Origin of the sequence: Paenibacillus pini JCM 16418 (genome assembly GCF_000576305.1) — a bacterium.
In the GTDB taxonomy this organism is placed as follows: Bacteria; Bacillota; Bacilli; order Paenibacillales; family Paenibacillaceae; genus Paenibacillus_AQ; species Paenibacillus_AQ pini.
Genome location: NZ_BAVZ01000003.1, coordinates 356463 through 373503, shown reverse-complemented (window position 1 = coordinate 373503; position 17041 = coordinate 356463). Strand labels below are relative to the sequence as shown.

Genomic DNA, 17041 nt, shown 5'->3' with positions numbered 1-17041 from the left:
TGAGGAGGGGATCGCTGTGATTCATTTATATCTGGATGATTACCGTCGTTGCCCCAAAGGGTTTAAGTTAGCACGTAATGCTGACGAATGCCTGATGGCGTTACAGTTAGAAGAGGTAGATATTCTATCCTTGGATTATGATTTAGGACCTAGCGGGGTAACAGGTCGGGACGTGGTAACACAAATGATTAATCAGGGGCTTTTTCCGCGAGAGGTATATTTACATACATCTAGCATGTGTGGCAAAAAAGAGATGTACGAGCTTCTCTATCAGCATAAGCCAGAATATATGATTTTGCATAACGGTCCAATGCCCGCAAAAGTTGCAGAACGGATAGCAGAGGAGTATGAGGGCGTATGAGAAACTTAGACGAGAAGCAGCTCTTGGTAGAGTTAGAGACGAAAGGAGCTCCTCTGGCGGTCTATTTCTACACCCCATTATGCGGAACATGCAAAGCGGCTAGACGGATGCTTGAGGTTGCTGAACACTTACTTCCACCTGGAATTGTGGCCGATGCAGATGTAAATATGATGCCCCAGCTTGTTCAAGACTATAAGATTAGCAGTGTCCCTGCATTACTTGTTGTGGATTCAGAGAGAGAGCAGCAACCAACGATCCGCTATGATATGGTGTCAGTTGAAGAGCTTCTGAAAGAAATAAGGAGAGTGGTCATATGATTTCAATGGAGCATATTTCTTTACGTCGTGAAGAAGATTTGATTTTGGATGATGTATCGCTGAACATTAAGGCTGGTGAGAACTGGGCTATTCTCGGCCGCAATGGTTCCGGTAAAACCACACTTCTTGAAATGATAACCGGTTATCTTTTTCCAAGTCAGGGCAAAATTAAAGTGCTAGGCGAAACATATGGTCAAGTAGACGTGCGTGAAATCCGTAAGCAGATTGGCTACATCAGTCCGTCTCTTATGGATAAAATGTCACATTCAGATCCAGTGTGGGAAGTTGTAGCTACAGGAGCCTATGCATATTTGCGTTTCTACCAGGCTATTCCTGAGGAAGTGAAGGCAAAGGCAATAAAGCTGCTTCAAGAGATGAATTTAGGTAGACATGTGAATCATTCACTTGGAACTTTGTCTCAAGGAGAACGCAAGAAAGTAATGCTTGCTCGTTGCTTAATGTCTGATCCGAAGCTGCTTATTATGGACGAGCCTTGTGCAGGACTTGATTTATATGAACGTGAGAAAATGCTAGATGAAGTTGATCGGTTGCGTCAGCGTGATGTGACTGTCGTTTATGTAACGCATCATGTGGAAGAAATTGTTCCATTATTCACACACGTAGCTCTGATACGTGGTGGTAAAATAGCTGGATCAGGACCTAAAGAACAGGTGTTGACCAAAGAAATGATCATGAAGACTTACGATATTCCTGTGGAGCTTGATTGGGAAAATGGACGTCCGTGGATAAAAGTGACTTCTGGAGGGTAAAGGAATTGAATGATGTTGAAGTAATGAACGAAAATGAGGAGATCATCGGTGAGTCGAAGTTTGTTTGCACAGCCAATCATGGCTTCGCTCCGTATGCACAAGAAGAACTTCGTCGGCGATTTGGTTCATTGAAAAGCCGTGTTCTCATGTCAGGTGAAGTTTTTCTCCTTACGTTACAGGTTGAACCAGAGCGTGCTTTGGAAATGATTGTGAATCATCCACCTATCTTTTTGCGTCATATTCAGCCCGTGGATTGGGAAGTGAATATCGACAATATTGAAGAGGGGTTTAAAGAGCTTAGTTCTATTTTGCTTAAAGAACAGAATTTACAAGGTGCACAGGTATCACTGCAGGTTCGTAAATCTGATGATAGTCTATGGGAAGAAAGCGCAGGAAGTCTTCGTGAAGTGATCCAATCACATTTAACCGAGCTTCAAGCTGATTTCGTGCTTCAAGATGCGGAGTGGTGTATTTCTATCTTTGCGGCGGGCAATATTTTGTATGCAGGAATATCTAAGCCACAGAATAATCTTTCTGATTGGAGCGGGGGAGCGGTCCGCTTTCAACGCGAAGATGGACAGATCTCAAGAGCTAAATTTAAGTTGCTTGAAGCTGAGCGAAGCTTTGGAATTGATTTTCAATCATTCCGCAAGGCGCTAGATATAGGAGCAGCACCTGGAGGCTGGACTTCATTCCTACTAGAAAGAGGACTACAAGTTACAGCGGTTGATCCAGCACTGATGCATGAGTCGTTGGTGAGCAATCCCGCGCTGAAGATTCTACGCAAAAATGCCTCAGAAGTTAAGTTTCGCGATCATGAATTTGATTTACTCGTATGTGATATGAGCTGGAGTCCTAAACAAATGGTGAGGCTCGTTACCGAACTGCTCCCTGCACTACGTACTGGAGGTACAGCTATCATTACTGTGAAGTTGATGCATAAAAAACCAATGGCGCTTATTAATGATGTTATCAGTTCTTTTGAGCATGTGGATATGCAGGTTCAAAGCGCTAAGCAATTGTTCCATAATCGTGACGAAATAACACTTTATATGATTAAGTATTAATTAAATTAAATATATTTCCGAAAATATTTTCTCTGTTACTAAAAAAATGTCTTTACACTAGTTTATAGCTTGGTCTATAATAAACCAAAATTAACCAAATGATACGCAAAGGGAAAGCATCCCGAAGTTAGATGTTTCGGTTCATCCGAAATGATCTTCCTTCTGGGGCTTTCCTTTTTTTGCGTACCTTGAAAGTGGAGGAATGTATGGTTTACCCTTCAAAATTACATATGGGACAGTTACTTGGTGGTCGGTATGAGATCGTTCGCAAGATAGGTGAAGGTGGGATGAGCCACGTATATCTTGCAGAAGATCAGAAGCTACAAGGAAAGCTATGGGCGATTAAAGAAAGTGTCTCGCTTCCTCAGCAATATGGAAGTATACAAGATGAAGCAGAACTTCTCATTACTTTAAGCCACCCAAGGCTTCCAAGAATTGTTGACTTCTTTGCACCAGATGGAGATGGATATTCGTATTTGGTCATGGATTACATTCAAGGCATTACGTTAGAGAAGTATTTCAGTGGGTATCGTGGAAAGATACCGGCCAATACAATAATGGAGTTTACGGAGCAGCTTCTTGACGTTCTTGACTATTTGCATAATCATGAGCCACCGGTTGTGTTTCGGGATCTTAAGCCATCTAACATTATGTTGACAGCTCAACTTGAAGTAAGACTTATTGATTTCGGAATCGCGCGAAACTATAAACAGGATCAAGTGCAGGACACAGTCAAACTGGGAACGGTAGGCTTTGCAGCACCAGAGCAATATGGAAGCGGTCAAAGTGATGCACGTTCTGATTTGTATGGAATGGGAGCTCTAATGCTCTATCTGTCTACGGGAGGTAAATATAGTGAATGGTCAGGTGATCCGGTGCCTTATATTCGCCAGGATATACCGAAAGCACTTATACCTATCATCAGGAAACTATTGCAATATGCTCCAGAAGATCGTTATCAAACTGCGAAAGAAGTTCGAATAGCCATACAACAAATATCCAAAGGAAATATATCGAATCGTGCAGCGCGTGTTACGGGAGCGATAGGAACCCAAGTTATTGCTGTCATGGGTGTGAGCTCTGGAGCAGGAACTACACATACGGCTATTGCCATTGGTCATTACTTATCTCGTAGTTTTAACAAAGTTGCTGTTGTGGAAATGAATGTAAAATCACCTTCGTTTAGTAGGATTCAACAGATTGTAAATGGTAAAGAGACTGTCAGTAGAGCAGTGGAAAGGAAATTTGAAGTCCAAGGGGTCGACTATTGGCGTCAGACAGCGAGAGCTGACGTTATTGCGCTCCTTGCTGGAAGCTATAATTTTGTTGTCATTGACTTGGGATCGTACCGGGAAAATGATCGACTTGAGGAATTTCTACGTGCTGACATTCCAATCATCGTTGGATCTGGAGCAGAGTGGCGTCAGCAAGATGTGACTGCAATGTCTATTAGTCTAGCAAAACATTCTCAACATAAATGGAAGTACTTCCTTCCACTTGCTGCACCGGATGCAGTACAAAGGATGAGGCGTCAGCTGAACACATCCAATGTATTCTCAATTCCACTTCAGCTTGATCCTTTTGACCGTAGCGAAGAGGTGGACCGAGCGTTCGGTTATATTTTTCAAGGGGTTGTTCCTACGGCAGAGCGAAGAAAAAGGTTTCGATTTGGACTGAGCTGAGTTACGCGAACATTTATTAAATTAGCGTGCGACAAGGAAAGGGGTACCGCAGTATGTCAAAGTTAAGGCAGCGCACCAGGCAGCTGATTTATTCAGGGCTTGCAGGTGCAGCTGTAATGGGAATTGTATTCGCCAGTTACGCAGTACTGACCACAATTAAGCATCATAACCAAGAGAAAAGTCTTAAGGCAGAATATCAGCAACAGCTAATGAAGATGGAGCAGTCTATGGTTAAGCAGCAGCAAGAAATGACAGAAGGGTGGGCTTTGGTACGAGACATTGGCCCAGGTCAGGCAATCCGTACGCAAGATCTAATACAAGTAAAGCTGCCGACTAATGTTGCTCCTAAGAACTTAGTCTTGGACGGAAGTCAGAAAGGAATGGCAGGTAAAACGACTAAGATTGAACTTCGAAAAGGGACAACATTAACGGAATCGATGCTGTATCTAGCTGAGCCGACTTCTTCAGACTTAAGAAATAGAGAGCTAAAGGCCATTGCGTTACCTTCTAATTTGAAACAGGGCGATGTGGTGGACGTGAGAGTTCAGTTCCCGACGGGACAGGATTATATCATTTTATCGAAAAAGAAAATAGATAAGTTATTGAATCCCGTTATGTGGATTACATTAACGGAGCAGGAAATTTTATCATTATCCAGCGCATTAGTAGATGCCTATCTTCATGATGCTTCCTTATATGCGCTTACATACGTCGAACCAGAGCTACAAGATAAGGCATTACCTACCTACCCTGTTAATAAGGAAGTGCTTCATCTTATAGCGAGTGATCCCAACATAGTGAAGAAGGCGGAGAATAAGCTTTCGGCATCTATACGATTTTCCTTAGAAAATGATTTAGCCAGAGTTTCACCTAGTCAATCGGCATCGAATCGTTCATTCTCAACCTCATCATACGGAGCTTCTACGGTTCAAAGGTCTGAGAAGACAGAACCTCAAAGCACTACAAGCTCGAAATCAATGAATGAAATATCTGACCCGGATAGCTTCAATTTCTCCGATGATCAAGAAAGCGGAGTAACGCTTAACCAGAATAACGCATTGGCAGAGCAAGCTATAGAAGATGAAGAACATCAAAAATAATAGAGGTAGGGAGGGGGAGCAACGCTTGAAGACATGGATTTTTGCTGGGGTATGTGACAAAAGTGAACTGCTTTTGTATATTTGCAAGTTACTAGCATCCGGTGGAAACAGAATATTATTAGTCGATGCAACAAAGGCAAGAAAGTATTCTTGCATGATTGGTCAGTTTGACAAATCGCTCTCGTTAACTGAATTTTCAGGTTTTGATGTAGCCTGTGGTTATTCAGAATTTGAACAGCTTAAGCATGAACTTAATCCTTTGGATCAATACGATTACATTCTTTACGATGTCAATATTGAAGGATTTATTCCTCCTAACTTGTGGTGTGAAGCTTCAGCTCGTATATGGGTTAGTGATTATGAACTTTGGACATTAGAAAAAGGAACGGAATGGCTTCAAGACTTAGTTAGTCGTCATAAAGCAGATGGTCTAAAGATCTCAGAATTCCAGCGTGTCTATATACGAACTGTTGACGAGTGGTTTGATGAAGTGTATCTCGATGCGTACTTTGATAAACTATCGATGATTTGGAAGGGAGAAATCATTCACATTCCTTGGAATGAGTTGGATTTAGCTCAGAAGCTGAGGAATGAGCATTCAAGAAAGCTAATGATGAGGCCACTCACGAAAGGGTATAAAAGAAACTTATGTTTGCTAGTCCAATTATTATCTGAGTTTGATCACCAATATATTAGGCGCGCTTTAAAAAGTGCTGAGAGGAGAAGGGCATGAGTACAGTCGCGTTTTGGAGTCCATTACAAGGGGGCAGTGGAAGCACAGCGCATACTGCTGCTGTAGCCTCATGCATTGGTATGGATTATAGGCTTCGAATGCTACTTGGTCATGGAGGAATGGCAGGGGAGCGCATAGAAGGGGCTTTCCCGGCAAACAGGACGACAATGGATTCATTACTTTCTTTTCAGGATCAAGGTATGGATGCACTTGAACGCTTATGTGTGAATCGGAGATTGAATAGAGATAACTTTCGTGACTATACGATATCGTTACTTCCTGAGCGATTAGATATCGTGACAGGTAATGGTAAGAAGGAAGGAACCATGCCGGGTTATCGGCCGCAACTTTTGAATACCATCATGACAGTGGCTAATCAATACTATGATTTGGTGGCTATGGACGCTGGTTGTGGTTGTGACGGATCAAGACATCCGGGAGATCAGGCGCTTCTTGATTCAGCTGATTTGGTTGTAGTTAGCTTAACTCAGAGTATACAGGGACTCGAGGAATTTTTTACAGGTGAGAATGTTCCAGGAGTGCTGAAGGACAAACCGTATATGATCGTTATGGGAAGATATGATCGGGATTCGCATTGTACGTTGCAAAATGTAAAGCGGAGATTTGGATTCAAGGGATCAATCCATGGAATACCGTATTCGACCGATTTTATGGATGCATGGAATATGCATGGTGTTATGTCGTATATGCAGCGCAGTCGAAATTTGAATGCCCGTCATCCTTCATCCAAATTTTATGAAAGTATTCGTGGGCTTTCTAAAGATATTTTAAATACTTTAGATATACCTACGGCAGTCAAAGCAGTGGAAAGAGGGGCTTAGATGTTCTCCGAAATCTTCTTGAACTTATTATTTATTATTTTAATACTATTGTTCGTGGGGCTTCTGGTCTATGTTAAATGGCTTGAACTACGCAAACCTCATATCACTTTAGATGAATCTGCAGAACGTTATACCGTTGCTAACATGACCGAGTTTATTAAACAAACACTACATGAACTGACGCATAGCCAGCTTACGGACTTCGGGTTGCATGAAGAAGAATATAAACGCAGGCTAAACAAACGTACTGAATTGAAACAAGCGCTAAAAGGTTGTATATCAGGTGATATCCATGACAAGCGGTATGTTAAGCAGTTTATAGGGGACTTGCTAGTCAAAAGTTACGGTCTACAGCTCACCAACATTGATTATGCAATCTCGTTTGAAAAGCAAGAGATGCTACAGACACAAGACCAGTTTGAAATTATCCATTATTTGTACCAACAGTTGTACCATCAGGATGCACTGGCGAATTTATTGGAGCATTACGGATTGGCTGAGCCGCGTATTTTGAGAGAGTATGGTGATCAACCTGTTTATGCTGTGACAGAAGAGGATATAAACAAAATATTTGAAATGGAGTATCGAAATCTATCTTTTTCTGAAAAATTAGATATCGTTGTTCAGCGAATATATCAACAATATAAAGGGTTTTCTGTTATTGACGATATACGTGACCAGAGAATTGATGGGGTTAGTGGCGGTGTCAGCGGGATTTTGGGAGATCATGAGTTATACAGTTTCTCAGATTCATGGGTCCCATCCTCTGATGATTGGGAGATAGATACGCCTGCAAAGGGAACCGAAAGTATTTGGATATTTTACAAGGGGAAGTCAGTACACTTGGCCTTTCTGAGCTTTGGTACTGAGCTGGAGCTAAAGAGGGTTTGTCAGAATATTTATAAATATAATCATCCTGACAATTGTCCGAAGCCAATGGTTATAAGGTAAATGAAATGAAGGATGGATCTCGAGTTGTTGTCGTCAGACCACCATTTTCGGAGTCATGGGCATTTTTTGTCCGCAAATTTGATATTCCTAATGCATCGCTTGAGCAGTTAGTAACTGGAGATAATGCAGAGCTGCCTATTCAATTGTTATCTTACTTGATGAAAGGAAGCCGAATTACATCCATTACGGGTTCGCAAGGTTCAGGTAAAACAACACTGCTTATGGCAATGGTTGGTCATATCTATCCAACGTATACATTGCGGGTTCAAGAAATGGCTTTCGAATTACACTTACGTAACATATATAGCCGAAGAAATATTTTATCTTTTCGTGAAACAGAGCGGGTTACTGGCCAAGAAGGTTTAGATGTCCAGAAGAAGACTGACGGAACTGTGAATATTTTAGGAGAAGTAGCTAGTGATGGGGTAGCTTCATGGATGATTCAAATGTCGCAAATTGCTAGTCTTTTTACAGTATTTACGCATCATGCCAAAACTTTTAAGGATCTCGTATTTTCACTACGTAATTCACTTTTAAAGAGTGGCGTATTTCAGAATGAATACATTGCAGAACAACAGGTTGTTCAGACGATCAATTTTGACATCCATATGAAGAGAGATGCTAGTGGTAATCGTTACATTGAACGAATAACGGAATGTATTCCTAAAGAAGAAACTACACTACTTTTTAAGGAAGAGGGTACGAATACACTCAAACAGATGCTTGGACAGCTTCTGGACCTTAATACGGAGCATTATAGGCGTTTGAACGATCGAAGTGCCTTTGTCTCAAGAAATATTGTGGAATATCGTGACGGAGTGTATGTTGCCGGAGCCCCAATTTCGCCGCAAAATGTTGAAGAAATGTCCGAGCAAATGAGCCCACAGGATGCAGATTTATTTAGAGACTTTGTGAGTGTTCATTGGAGAAATAATTATGAATATTAACCTACTGCTCAGAAGCATACTTATCATCTCATTAGTATTGTTTGGCTTACTCTATGCGGTATTGTCTTGGTTACGTTCAAGGGATCAAAATCGAAGTCAGCAATCCCTAGATCAACAGATATTCCATAAGAATAAGTTAAGGTTCAAGGATCGTTGGCAACAATTCTTACAAGCTTCCTATGTATTTAGCATAAAAATACCACTGTTATCATCATATGTTCGAAAGATTCGCAAACGTTTATCTGGAATTCATGCTTATGATGAATATCACCTTCGCCTTAAAGTAATGAATCTTACGTTGACGATTCTTGGGATTCTAAGTATATCGCTCATACTTCTGTACGTCATGAATTCTAGTCTAGCATTTATCCTTCTTGTTGCTATGACAGCGGTGGTTATTAATAGTTTGTTAATTGATATGTATGTGAATTCACATGAAAAACGTCTATTACTGCAGATGGTAGATCTTTTCTCGGATGTTCGACATCGATATCACCAGCATGGAATGGTAGTCGAGGCGCTGTATGAATCGACAGAAACCGCTGGTCATGAAGTGAGTCTGCATGTTAGAAAAATATATGCTGCGCTAAATGCAACGGATCCTTCTGAGGAATTAGAACGTTATTATGAAGCTTCTCCTAATCGATTTCTAAAAGCTTTTGCCGGAATATCTTACATGATTATGGAATTTGGAGACAAGGTGAAAGAACAAGGTTCGATCTATTTACAAGGACTAAGCGGACTTACGAAAGAAATACATCTAGAAATTTTACGACGAAGTCGACTGGATTATCTGCTAAAAGGTCTAAATTTGATTGCGCTTGCTCCGGTCTTCTTTACTAAACCGATTGAACATTGGGCAAGAAATAGTTTCCCTGCTATGGATGAATTTTATATGAGCAAACTCGGATACATAGCCAAAATTTTAATATACGTCATCATTATTATTGCTTATCTTTTCATGCAAAAGCTCCAGCAATATGATGAGACATCGTACCGTGCAGGCAAAACGAAGCGTACTTGGGAGCAAATGTTGTCTAGTATAGATCTTTATAAAAGGTTCACTCTATTATGGGCCCCTAAACCCCAAACCCCTGGATATGCAAAGATGGTTAGATTGCTTAAGGATAGTAATACCGCTACAAGGTATGAATGGTTCTATATTCGCAGGTTTACTCTATTTCTCCTTACTTTTGTGGTTTCCATGTCGGTGGTTATGTTCCTTCATACTTCAGCAAGAAACCATATTATGTATGATCCAGTCAGTGGTGATCATATTTTTGGACAGATGACAGCAGATCAGAAGAAGCAAGCGAAGCAGTTAAGTGATAAAGACTTAGAGATTATGAAAGAAGTAAACATGTCTCCGACAAGTTCCTATGAAGATATCGCATCGAGGCTGGAAAACACCAAGAAACAAGGTCATGAGAAGGATGATATGGTCACCTCAGCAAATCGTATTGTACAAAAACTGGAAGCCTATGGTTCTGAATACTTGAAATGGTGGGAGCTGTTGTTATGTATATCTATAAGTTTCACAGCTTATCAGTTTCCACTATGGATGCTGTATTTTCAAAGAAAAGTACGTTACATGGATATGAGACATGAAGTATACGAGTTTCATACCGTTATTTCAATGCTTAGAGAAATGGATCGTATTTCGGTGGAGGAAATTCTAGAGTGGATGGACCGTTTTGCAGTAATTTTTAAAATACCCATTCAGCGTTGCCTAATCAATTTCGATAACGGAGCCGAGTTAGCTCTGCATGAGTTAAAGGAAGAAATTCGATTCGCTGATTTTCAGCGTATCGTCGACAAGCTGCTGCTTGCTGTGGAGAAAATTCCAGTTGCCCAAGCCTTTGATGATCTGGAAAGTGAAATGTCTTTTTATTTCGAGCAGCGTAAGCAAGAATACGAAAAGACCATTGACACCAAAGCGGGATTAGGAAAAATAATTGGTTTTACACCTATGTATGCTCTAATTTTTATGTATCTTGTTATCCCGCTGATCGGTATGAGTTTTGTACAAATGAGCGTTTATTATGAACAAATCCAAAAAATTTAAGGGGATGTTATTTTATGAATAATGCGTCTAGTGCACTGAAGGTAGCAGCAGGAATATTTTTGACAATAGCATTAATTACAATTGTAGTTATTTTATTTATTTCAGCACAAGAGGCTACCAAGACAGCTCAGAATAACTTTTCAGACATTCAGACTGAATTGTCACAAGCCGCATTTACCGTTTATGACGGAACAACAATTAGTGGTTCACAGGTGACGAATGCGCTCCGTAAGTTTAAGGACAAGGATCAGTTCGGAATTTGGATCAAAACAGGAAAGAACAAAAAAGTAGGAGGGCAATGGTACGGTAATGCTTTGAACACGACATCTAATTTTACGGATGATGAATATGGGTCTGTCATTGATACTAATTCTAGACAAGGTGATCTTAAGCTTACAAATGACGAGGCTAGCAAAGAATATGTGAATCCAAGTGGTAAATTTAAAGCAAGTATTATCAAAGATAGTTCTAATGTTGTCAGAGGACTTGTATTTGAACAATAGATTGTATTACATGGGATGGAAAAGGGAGGTGGCAGTCAGTGGGTGAAAATTCACAGCAAATGATCTTTTTGAGTGTATCTGTCATTCTATTTGTTGCCGCCTGCCTAATCTCTCTTCGTTTGACTGGGCAGATTACAGAGACTCTCCATGAGGTGGCTAATGTGACCAAAGGTCAGACAAGAAGTGTCATGGATCATAGTAAGGGATCTAAAACCGTTCTATATAGTGGCACCGAAGTTGTACTCATGATTCATGGAAATACAGATGCTGATCTTTCTATTGAAGTAGGAGGAGCTAACTTTAAAGGTAGAGAGGATCATGATGAGGAGGATCTACGCAACATTAATTTACATACCGCATATGAAATAAAATACATAAGGAACACTCAAGGACGGTTAATAACGATATCATTTAATGAAGTGGTAGGGGAAGCGGGTACGCCTTGATGAATACTGTTTCAAAGTTTGTAGCTGTTCTGATTGCCTTGCTGTTACTCTTCATCTACCCAGCAAAGGAAGCTGCGGAGAAGCAGGATGACCTGTCTAGAATTATAGTTTATAACGCCGTCACTCAATTTGTAGATGCTGTTCGAAATAAGGGTTTTCTAACTCCAGTTATGTACCAAGATTTCATAAATGAAATTGAAGTGACTGGTAATGTGTTTGACATACAGATGGAACATCAGCACAAGAAATATCAACCGGATTATACGGATGCAGCAGATCCATCTACTTTTCAAGATCAGTTTGACGTTTGGTACGAAGGATTCTATTCAGAGGATATTATGATGCAATTATTTCCTGAAGAAGTTTTGGACAAGGATAGTGATAAACGAAAGTATAGGCTGGCGGTGGGAGATTTTTTTAAAGTTTCCGTAAAGAATACGAATAGAACAGCAGGAACGGCTTGGTTTGATTTCATAACAGGTTCTGCAACGGGTGATCCGGTAGTCATATCTGCGCCGTACGGAGGTATGGTACTTAATGAAGATTACTGACTTTTCTGTTTTATTTGTTATTATCATAGTTCCTATTTTTTTAATCAGTGGTTATCATGTGAAGGAGGAGAGGCATAAGCAGCAGGTGGAGTTAAAGTACACATCAGCATTACGAACAGCGGTACAGGATGCAGGTAGTGCCTTAAATATGAATGAGAAGCAAGAACTCGAGGCAGGGTATGGATCATCCAAATTTTTTCGAGCAAATAAGGAACTCGCTTTGGAAATGTTATATCGAACCTTGTATATTAATCTGGGTATTGAAGAAGATCGATCTGCTCAGCAAATGTTAAACACATATATTCCAGCAATAGTTGTTATCGATTACGACGGGTTCTATACATTGGCTGAGGAAGAAATAAGTGCACCCAACGGGGAAGTAGTAGTCAGACCGATGTGGGGAGCTAAAAAGCCATATGCTTACACTGATTCCTCAGGAAATATCATTCATTTTACACTTGATCGGTACATGGAGGCATTCGAGGCTTCTACTAATGAGTGGTTGAAAGGTTTACAGGATGATGTGAAGGATCGGACGAGTATATCATTACTAAATGACTCTGAAGTATATGAACAAGTCAGAAGGATAAGTATTGTAAAGAGCATACAGACAGACTTAGCCGCCACCATCAACCGTCATAACCAATGGGCAGACCGTAATGGCGTTTCATACAATTTTACATTGCCTACAATATCTGCAGAAGAATGGAATAATACAATTAATGATATAGGAATCATGGCATTCATCCAAGGTATGCCCATAGGGGATACTTATCTGAATAACTATGCCCTTGGGGGCGGAAGGCTTGTGAAATCTCCAGTTATTCATGCGGGAATAGATTTGATAACAGGCATCAAATACTTTTACCGCACTGGATGTTCATATTCATTAACGAATGCATTAACGAGTGAAGAAACTTTTACAAGTGCGAAGGAAGCTGCATTACATGGTTATTTTGAAACGCCTTGCTATGGAGCAAATGGGCCATAATTTCGATAAAATATTTTGATACCTATTTCGGCTTAACTCTTATGTATGATAAACTATAATCTTGAGCATCATTTCTGGATTCGAGTTTATGACATTTATTATAGATAGGAGTACGAAAGTAGATATGAGTTTATTGACAGTAGAAAATGTGTCCCATAATTTTGGAGGACGTACGTTGTTTAATGATGTATCCTTCCGTTTGTTGGCAGGGGAGCATATAGGTCTCGTAGGAGCTAATGGTGTTGGTAAATCGACACTAATGAATATTTTGACAGGTAAATTATTAAAAGACAGCGGCAAGGTAGAATGGACGCCTAGAGTTCGTTACGGTTATCTCGATCAGCACACCTTACTAACACCTGGTAAGACGATTAGAGATGTACTTAAGGATGCTTTTTTACCCATGCTTGAGCTTGAAAAAGAATTGATGGTCATTACAGATAAGATGGGCGAAGCACTCCAGAAGAACTCGAAGTTCTATTGGAGGAGATGGGCGATATCCAGGAACAGCTGGATATGGGCGATTTTTATTTAATCGACGTCAAAGTTGAAGAGATGGCTAACGGACTTGGTTTGTCCGTGATCGGACTTGACCGTGACGTAACTGCACTTAGCGGTGGACAGCGGACGAAGGTCTTGCTTGCCAAGTTGCTTCTAGAGAAGCCGACTGTGTTGCTTCTTGATGAGCCTACCAACTATTTGGATGTAGAGCATATCGATTGGCTATCCAATTATCTGAAGCAGTATCCACATGCATTTATGCTGATATCCCATGATACCGAGTTTATGAATCAGGTTGTAGATGTTATTTACCACTTAGAATTTGCTAAATTGACAAGATATGCGGCGAATTATGATAAGTTTTTGGAAATGGCTGATATTGCTAAGAGCCAGCATATTGATGCGTATGAGAAACAACAGGAATACATTAAGAAACAGGAAGATTTTATTCAGCGAAATAAGGCGCGTGCTTCAACTTCGGGACGAGCCAAGAGCCGTGAGAAGCAACTAGATAAAATTGATCGTATTGAACGTCCTGATGAAGCGATGAAGCCTACATTTAAATTCAAAGATGCTCGGGCTAGTAGTAAGACCGTCTTTGAAGGTATTGATTTTGAAATTGGCTATTCGCATGCTCTCTTACCTAAAATGAGCATGACAATCGAACGTGGTGAGAAAATCGCGATTGTTGGTTGCAACGGTGTGGGTAAATCAACATTGCTCAAAACAATTATGGGTAAAATACCGACAATTAAGGGTAAAACCTTCCTAGGTGAGTATTTGTTCCCAGCCTATTTTGAACAGGAAGTAAAAGCTGCCAACCTCACTCCAATTGAAGATGTGTGGAATGAATTTTCTTCTTTGACTCAGAATGAAGTGCGCGGTCATTTGGCACGTTGTGGTCTTAAAAATGAACACATCACACGTCCTCTGAGTATGCTTAGTGGTGGCGAACAAGCTAAGGTACGTCTTTGTAAGTTAATGATGCGTGAAACGAACTGGATTCTGTTTGATGAACCTACCAACCACTTAGATGTTGTTGCTAAAGCTGAACTTAAGCGCGCGTTGAAGGAATTTAAAGGTACGGTGCTATTGGTATCCCATGAGCCCGAGTTTTATGAAGATTGGGTAACGAAGACATGGAATGTCGAAGAGTGGTCAGCTAAAAACGCATAAAACATTGATGATTTATTATCGTTAATTCATATCGCATAGTCTCACTTGCATACTACAACAGCCGCATCCGGTACATTTTGACGGATAGCGGCTGTTGCTCGAAAGGAATGATATAAATATGGAAATCGCAGAGGATGATCGATATTCTCGTCAGGAGAGATTTCAGCCGCTTGGTAAAGAAGGCCAGCAGTTGCTAGGGCAAAGCCATGTACTGATTGTTGGAGCGGGTGCATTAGGTACATCGACTGCTGAGACACTAGCACGCGCGGGTATTGGTCACCTGACCATAGCAGACCGTGACTATGTTGAGTGGAGCAATCTCCAGCGTCAGCAGTTGTATACAGAAGAAGATGCAAGGCAGCGTCTTCCCAAAGCAGTTGCGGCGAAGAATCGTTTGCAGCAGGTTAATTCTACGATCAAGATTGATGCTCATGTCATGGACATCCGTGCAGAGGAACTGGAGTCTTTAATCGAAGGTGTAGACCTAATTCTTGATGCATCCGATAACTTTGATATCCGGCTCATTATCAATGATATGTCACAGAAACATCGCATTCCTTGGATTTATGGGGCATGTGTTGGCAGCTATGGGATAACGTATACAATCATTCCAGGGAAGACGCCGTGTTTGAATTGTCTGCTGGGAACGATACCACTAGGTGGAGATACCTGTGATACTGCTGGGATTATTCCACAGGCCGTACAGATAGTGACTGCACATCAGACAACTGAAGCGTTTAAAATTTTAAGCGGGCATCCTGAGGCTTTGCGAGGGAAGCTGTATTCCTTTGATTTATGGCGCAATGAGTCGATGAACGTAGGTATTGGAGATGCCAAAAAGGAAAGTTGTCTTTCATGCGGTCCAGATGCGGTTTTTCCATATTTGTCAGCTGCTAATCAGGAAAAGACGGATGTCCTTTGCGGTCGTGACACCGTTCAGATACGTCCAGCGCAAAGACAAACGTTGAATTTAAAGGAAACTGCAGATAAATTGGATAGGGTGAATGAAGGCCAAATTGAAAGTAACCCATTCCTAGTTTCATTTAGTGTAGGCGCTCATCGTATGGTGATTTTCGCAGATGGAAGAGCATTAATACATGGAACGAAAGATATAACCGAGGCAAGAAAGCTGTACCATCGTTACTTAGGATAAACTATTGTTCGAATATACAAATCCATTTCTCTTTGCAGGAATGGATTTTTTGTGTTGCGGCAATCTATATAAAACAGAGTGGCAAGAGTTCATAATACAGCGACTATTGTAGATTCGAACCGATTGGAAAATAGGGTGAGTGAAGGTGCAAGAAACAATTCTGTTGTTTAATAAAAAAGAAGTTATAGTAAGTTCTCTTACGGATGGTTTGCGAGAAGCAGGTTATGAAGTGAACGTTGTAAACAGCGACGGAAAGGCCATTTCATTTTTAAGCGAAAATCATACGGACTTGTTGATAATCAATATTGGGATAGATGTGGATTATTATGCTGACATCAGTTTGTTCATTGAACATGCATCAAAGAATTCGGAACATAATCCCCATTTTCCAGTTATTATACTTGCAAGTCCATCAAAGAAGGATGTAGTTGTAGAAAGCTTTAATGCAGGGGCTCATGATGTACTTATTAAACCTTTTAGATGCGAGGAGCTATTAGCTCGTATTCGCAATTTATTAAACATTTTTCATCTTACACGTGAACGTGAGAACCTACCTGTAAGAGTAGGTGACCTAATCATTGAACCAATTAATCACAAAGTGATGCGTGGAGAAACTGAAATTTTCTTAACTTCGAAAGAATTCGAGCTATTACTATATTTAGCTAAACATGCTGATCAAGCATGCAGCAGAGAGCAGATTTTAAAAGAGGTATGGAATTATTCTTATCATTTAGGTACAAATGTCGTCGATGTGTATATCCGTCATTTAAGGAAGAAAGTGGATCGTGGACATTCCCCAAAGATGATTCATACGGTGCGTGGAGTGGGTTATATATTAAAAGAAGGCTAATAAGCTGGATCGCTTATAGCCTTCTATCTCAAATA

At 40.6% G+C, this 17041-nt stretch carries 15 protein-coding genes and 2 pseudogenes; all 17 read left to right on the top strand.

Features of this window, described 5'->3' with window-relative positions; genetic code table 11:
* The first annotated feature begins 16 nt into the window (after positions 1-16).
* Positions 17-361 carry a cyclic-phosphate processing receiver domain-containing protein gene (locus tag JCM16418_RS07040; protein WP_036647135.1) on the top strand — a complete coding sequence of 115 codons (345 nt, stop codon included), beginning with the start codon at positions 17-19 and terminating at the stop codon, positions 359-361.
* Complete coding sequence (locus JCM16418_RS07035; protein WP_036647134.1) at positions 358-678, top strand: thioredoxin family protein; 321 nt, start codon at positions 358-360, stop codon at positions 676-678. The genes JCM16418_RS07040 and JCM16418_RS07035 overlap by 4 nt, the downstream gene beginning before the upstream one ends.
* Positions 675-1448 (top strand): ABC transporter ATP-binding protein, encoded by a 774-nt coding sequence (locus JCM16418_RS07030; protein WP_036647133.1) that lies wholly within the window; start codon positions 675-677, stop codon positions 1446-1448. The genes JCM16418_RS07035 and JCM16418_RS07030 overlap by 4 nt, the downstream gene beginning before the upstream one ends.
* A 23-nt stretch (positions 1449-1471) precedes the next feature.
* Positions 1472-2515 (top strand): SAM-dependent methyltransferase, encoded by a 1044-nt coding sequence (locus JCM16418_RS07025; RefSeq protein WP_148298759.1) that lies wholly within the window; start codon positions 1472-1474, stop codon positions 2513-2515.
* A gap of 206 nt (positions 2516-2721) precedes the next feature.
* On the top strand, positions 2722-4197 hold the full coding sequence (locus JCM16418_RS07020) for a serine/threonine-protein kinase (RefSeq protein ID WP_036647131.1): 1476 nt from the start codon (positions 2722-2724) through the stop codon (positions 4195-4197).
* A gap of 53 nt (positions 4198-4250) precedes the next feature.
* Complete coding sequence (locus JCM16418_RS07015) at positions 4251-5297, top strand: SAF domain-containing protein (protein WP_052020100.1); 1047 nt, start codon at positions 4251-4253, stop codon at positions 5295-5297.
* Between the two features lie 25 nt (positions 5298-5322).
* Entirely contained in the window at positions 5323-6030 is a 708-nt protein-coding gene (locus JCM16418_RS07010) for a hypothetical protein (protein ID WP_036647194.1), read from the top strand.
* Positions 6027-6872: a hypothetical protein gene (locus JCM16418_RS07005; RefSeq protein WP_036647130.1), complete on the top strand. Its 846-nt coding sequence runs from the start codon at positions 6027-6029 to the stop codon at positions 6870-6872. Before JCM16418_RS07010 ends, JCM16418_RS07005 begins: the two co-directional genes overlap by 4 nt.
* A pseudogene (locus tag JCM16418_RS07000) lies at positions 6873-8770 on the top strand (pilus assembly protein CpaF). It abuts the gene before it with no gap.
* Positions 8760-10835 carry a hypothetical protein gene (locus JCM16418_RS06995; RefSeq protein ID WP_036647129.1) on the top strand — a complete coding sequence of 692 codons (2076 nt, stop codon included), beginning with the start codon at positions 8760-8762 and terminating at the stop codon, positions 10833-10835. The pseudogene JCM16418_RS07000 and the gene JCM16418_RS06995 overlap by 11 nt, the downstream one beginning before the upstream one ends.
* Before the next feature lie 14 nt (positions 10836-10849).
* Entirely contained in the window at positions 10850-11338 is a 489-nt protein-coding gene (locus JCM16418_RS06990) for a hypothetical protein (RefSeq protein WP_036647128.1), read from the top strand.
* 38 nt (positions 11339-11376) lie between these two features.
* Entirely contained in the window at positions 11377-11784 is a 408-nt protein-coding gene (locus JCM16418_RS06985) for a hypothetical protein (RefSeq protein ID WP_036647127.1), read from the top strand.
* On the top strand, positions 11784-12335 hold the full coding sequence (locus JCM16418_RS06980) for a hypothetical protein (protein WP_172679210.1): 552 nt from the start codon (positions 11784-11786) through the stop codon (positions 12333-12335). The genes JCM16418_RS06985 and JCM16418_RS06980 overlap by 1 nt, the downstream gene beginning before the upstream one ends.
* On the top strand, positions 12322-13326 hold the full coding sequence (locus JCM16418_RS06975; protein ID WP_036647125.1) for a sirohydrochlorin chelatase family protein: 1005 nt from the start codon (positions 12322-12324) through the stop codon (positions 13324-13326). Before JCM16418_RS06980 ends, JCM16418_RS06975 begins: the two co-directional genes overlap by 14 nt.
* Before the next feature lie 124 nt (positions 13327-13450).
* A pseudogene (locus tag JCM16418_RS06970) lies at positions 13451-15003 on the top strand (ABC-F family ATP-binding cassette domain-containing protein).
* A gap of 118 nt (positions 15004-15121) precedes the next feature.
* Positions 15122-16156: a MoeB/ThiF family adenylyltransferase gene (locus JCM16418_RS06965; RefSeq protein ID WP_036647124.1), complete on the top strand. Its 1035-nt coding sequence runs from the start codon at positions 15122-15124 to the stop codon at positions 16154-16156.
* A gap of 145 nt (positions 16157-16301) precedes the next feature.
* Positions 16302-17006 carry a response regulator transcription factor gene (locus JCM16418_RS06960; protein ID WP_036647123.1) on the top strand — a complete coding sequence of 235 codons (705 nt, stop codon included), beginning with the start codon at positions 16302-16304 and terminating at the stop codon, positions 17004-17006.
* Positions 17007-17041: the final 35 nt, after the last annotated feature.

Coding starts and splice junctions, on each gene's coding strand:
- JCM16418_RS07035 (WP_036647134.1), top strand. CDS start 358: ATGAGAAACTTAGACGAGAAGCAGCTCTTGGTAGAGTTAGAGACGAAA.
- JCM16418_RS07030 (WP_036647133.1), top strand. CDS start 675: ATGATTTCAATGGAGCATATTTCTTTACGTCGTGAAGAAGATTTGATT.
- JCM16418_RS07025 (WP_148298759.1), top strand. CDS start 1,472: ATGAACGAAAATGAGGAGATCATCGGTGAGTCGAAGTTTGTTTGCACA.
- JCM16418_RS07020 (WP_036647131.1), top strand. CDS start 2,722: ATGGTTTACCCTTCAAAATTACATATGGGACAGTTACTTGGTGGTCGG.
- JCM16418_RS07015 (WP_052020100.1), top strand. CDS start 4,251: ATGTCAAAGTTAAGGCAGCGCACCAGGCAGCTGATTTATTCAGGGCTT.
- JCM16418_RS07005 (WP_036647130.1), top strand. CDS start 6,027: ATGAGTACAGTCGCGTTTTGGAGTCCATTACAAGGGGGCAGTGGAAGC.
- JCM16418_RS06995 (WP_036647129.1), top strand. CDS start 8,760: ATGAATATTAACCTACTGCTCAGAAGCATACTTATCATCTCATTAGTA.
- JCM16418_RS06990 (WP_036647128.1), top strand. CDS start 10,850: ATGAATAATGCGTCTAGTGCACTGAAGGTAGCAGCAGGAATATTTTTG.
- JCM16418_RS06980 (WP_172679210.1), top strand. CDS start 11,784: ATGAATACTGTTTCAAAGTTTGTAGCTGTTCTGATTGCCTTGCTGTTA.
- JCM16418_RS06975 (WP_036647125.1), top strand. CDS start 12,322: ATGAAGATTACTGACTTTTCTGTTTTATTTGTTATTATCATAGTTCCT.
- JCM16418_RS06965 (WP_036647124.1), top strand. CDS start 15,122: ATGGAAATCGCAGAGGATGATCGATATTCTCGTCAGGAGAGATTTCAG.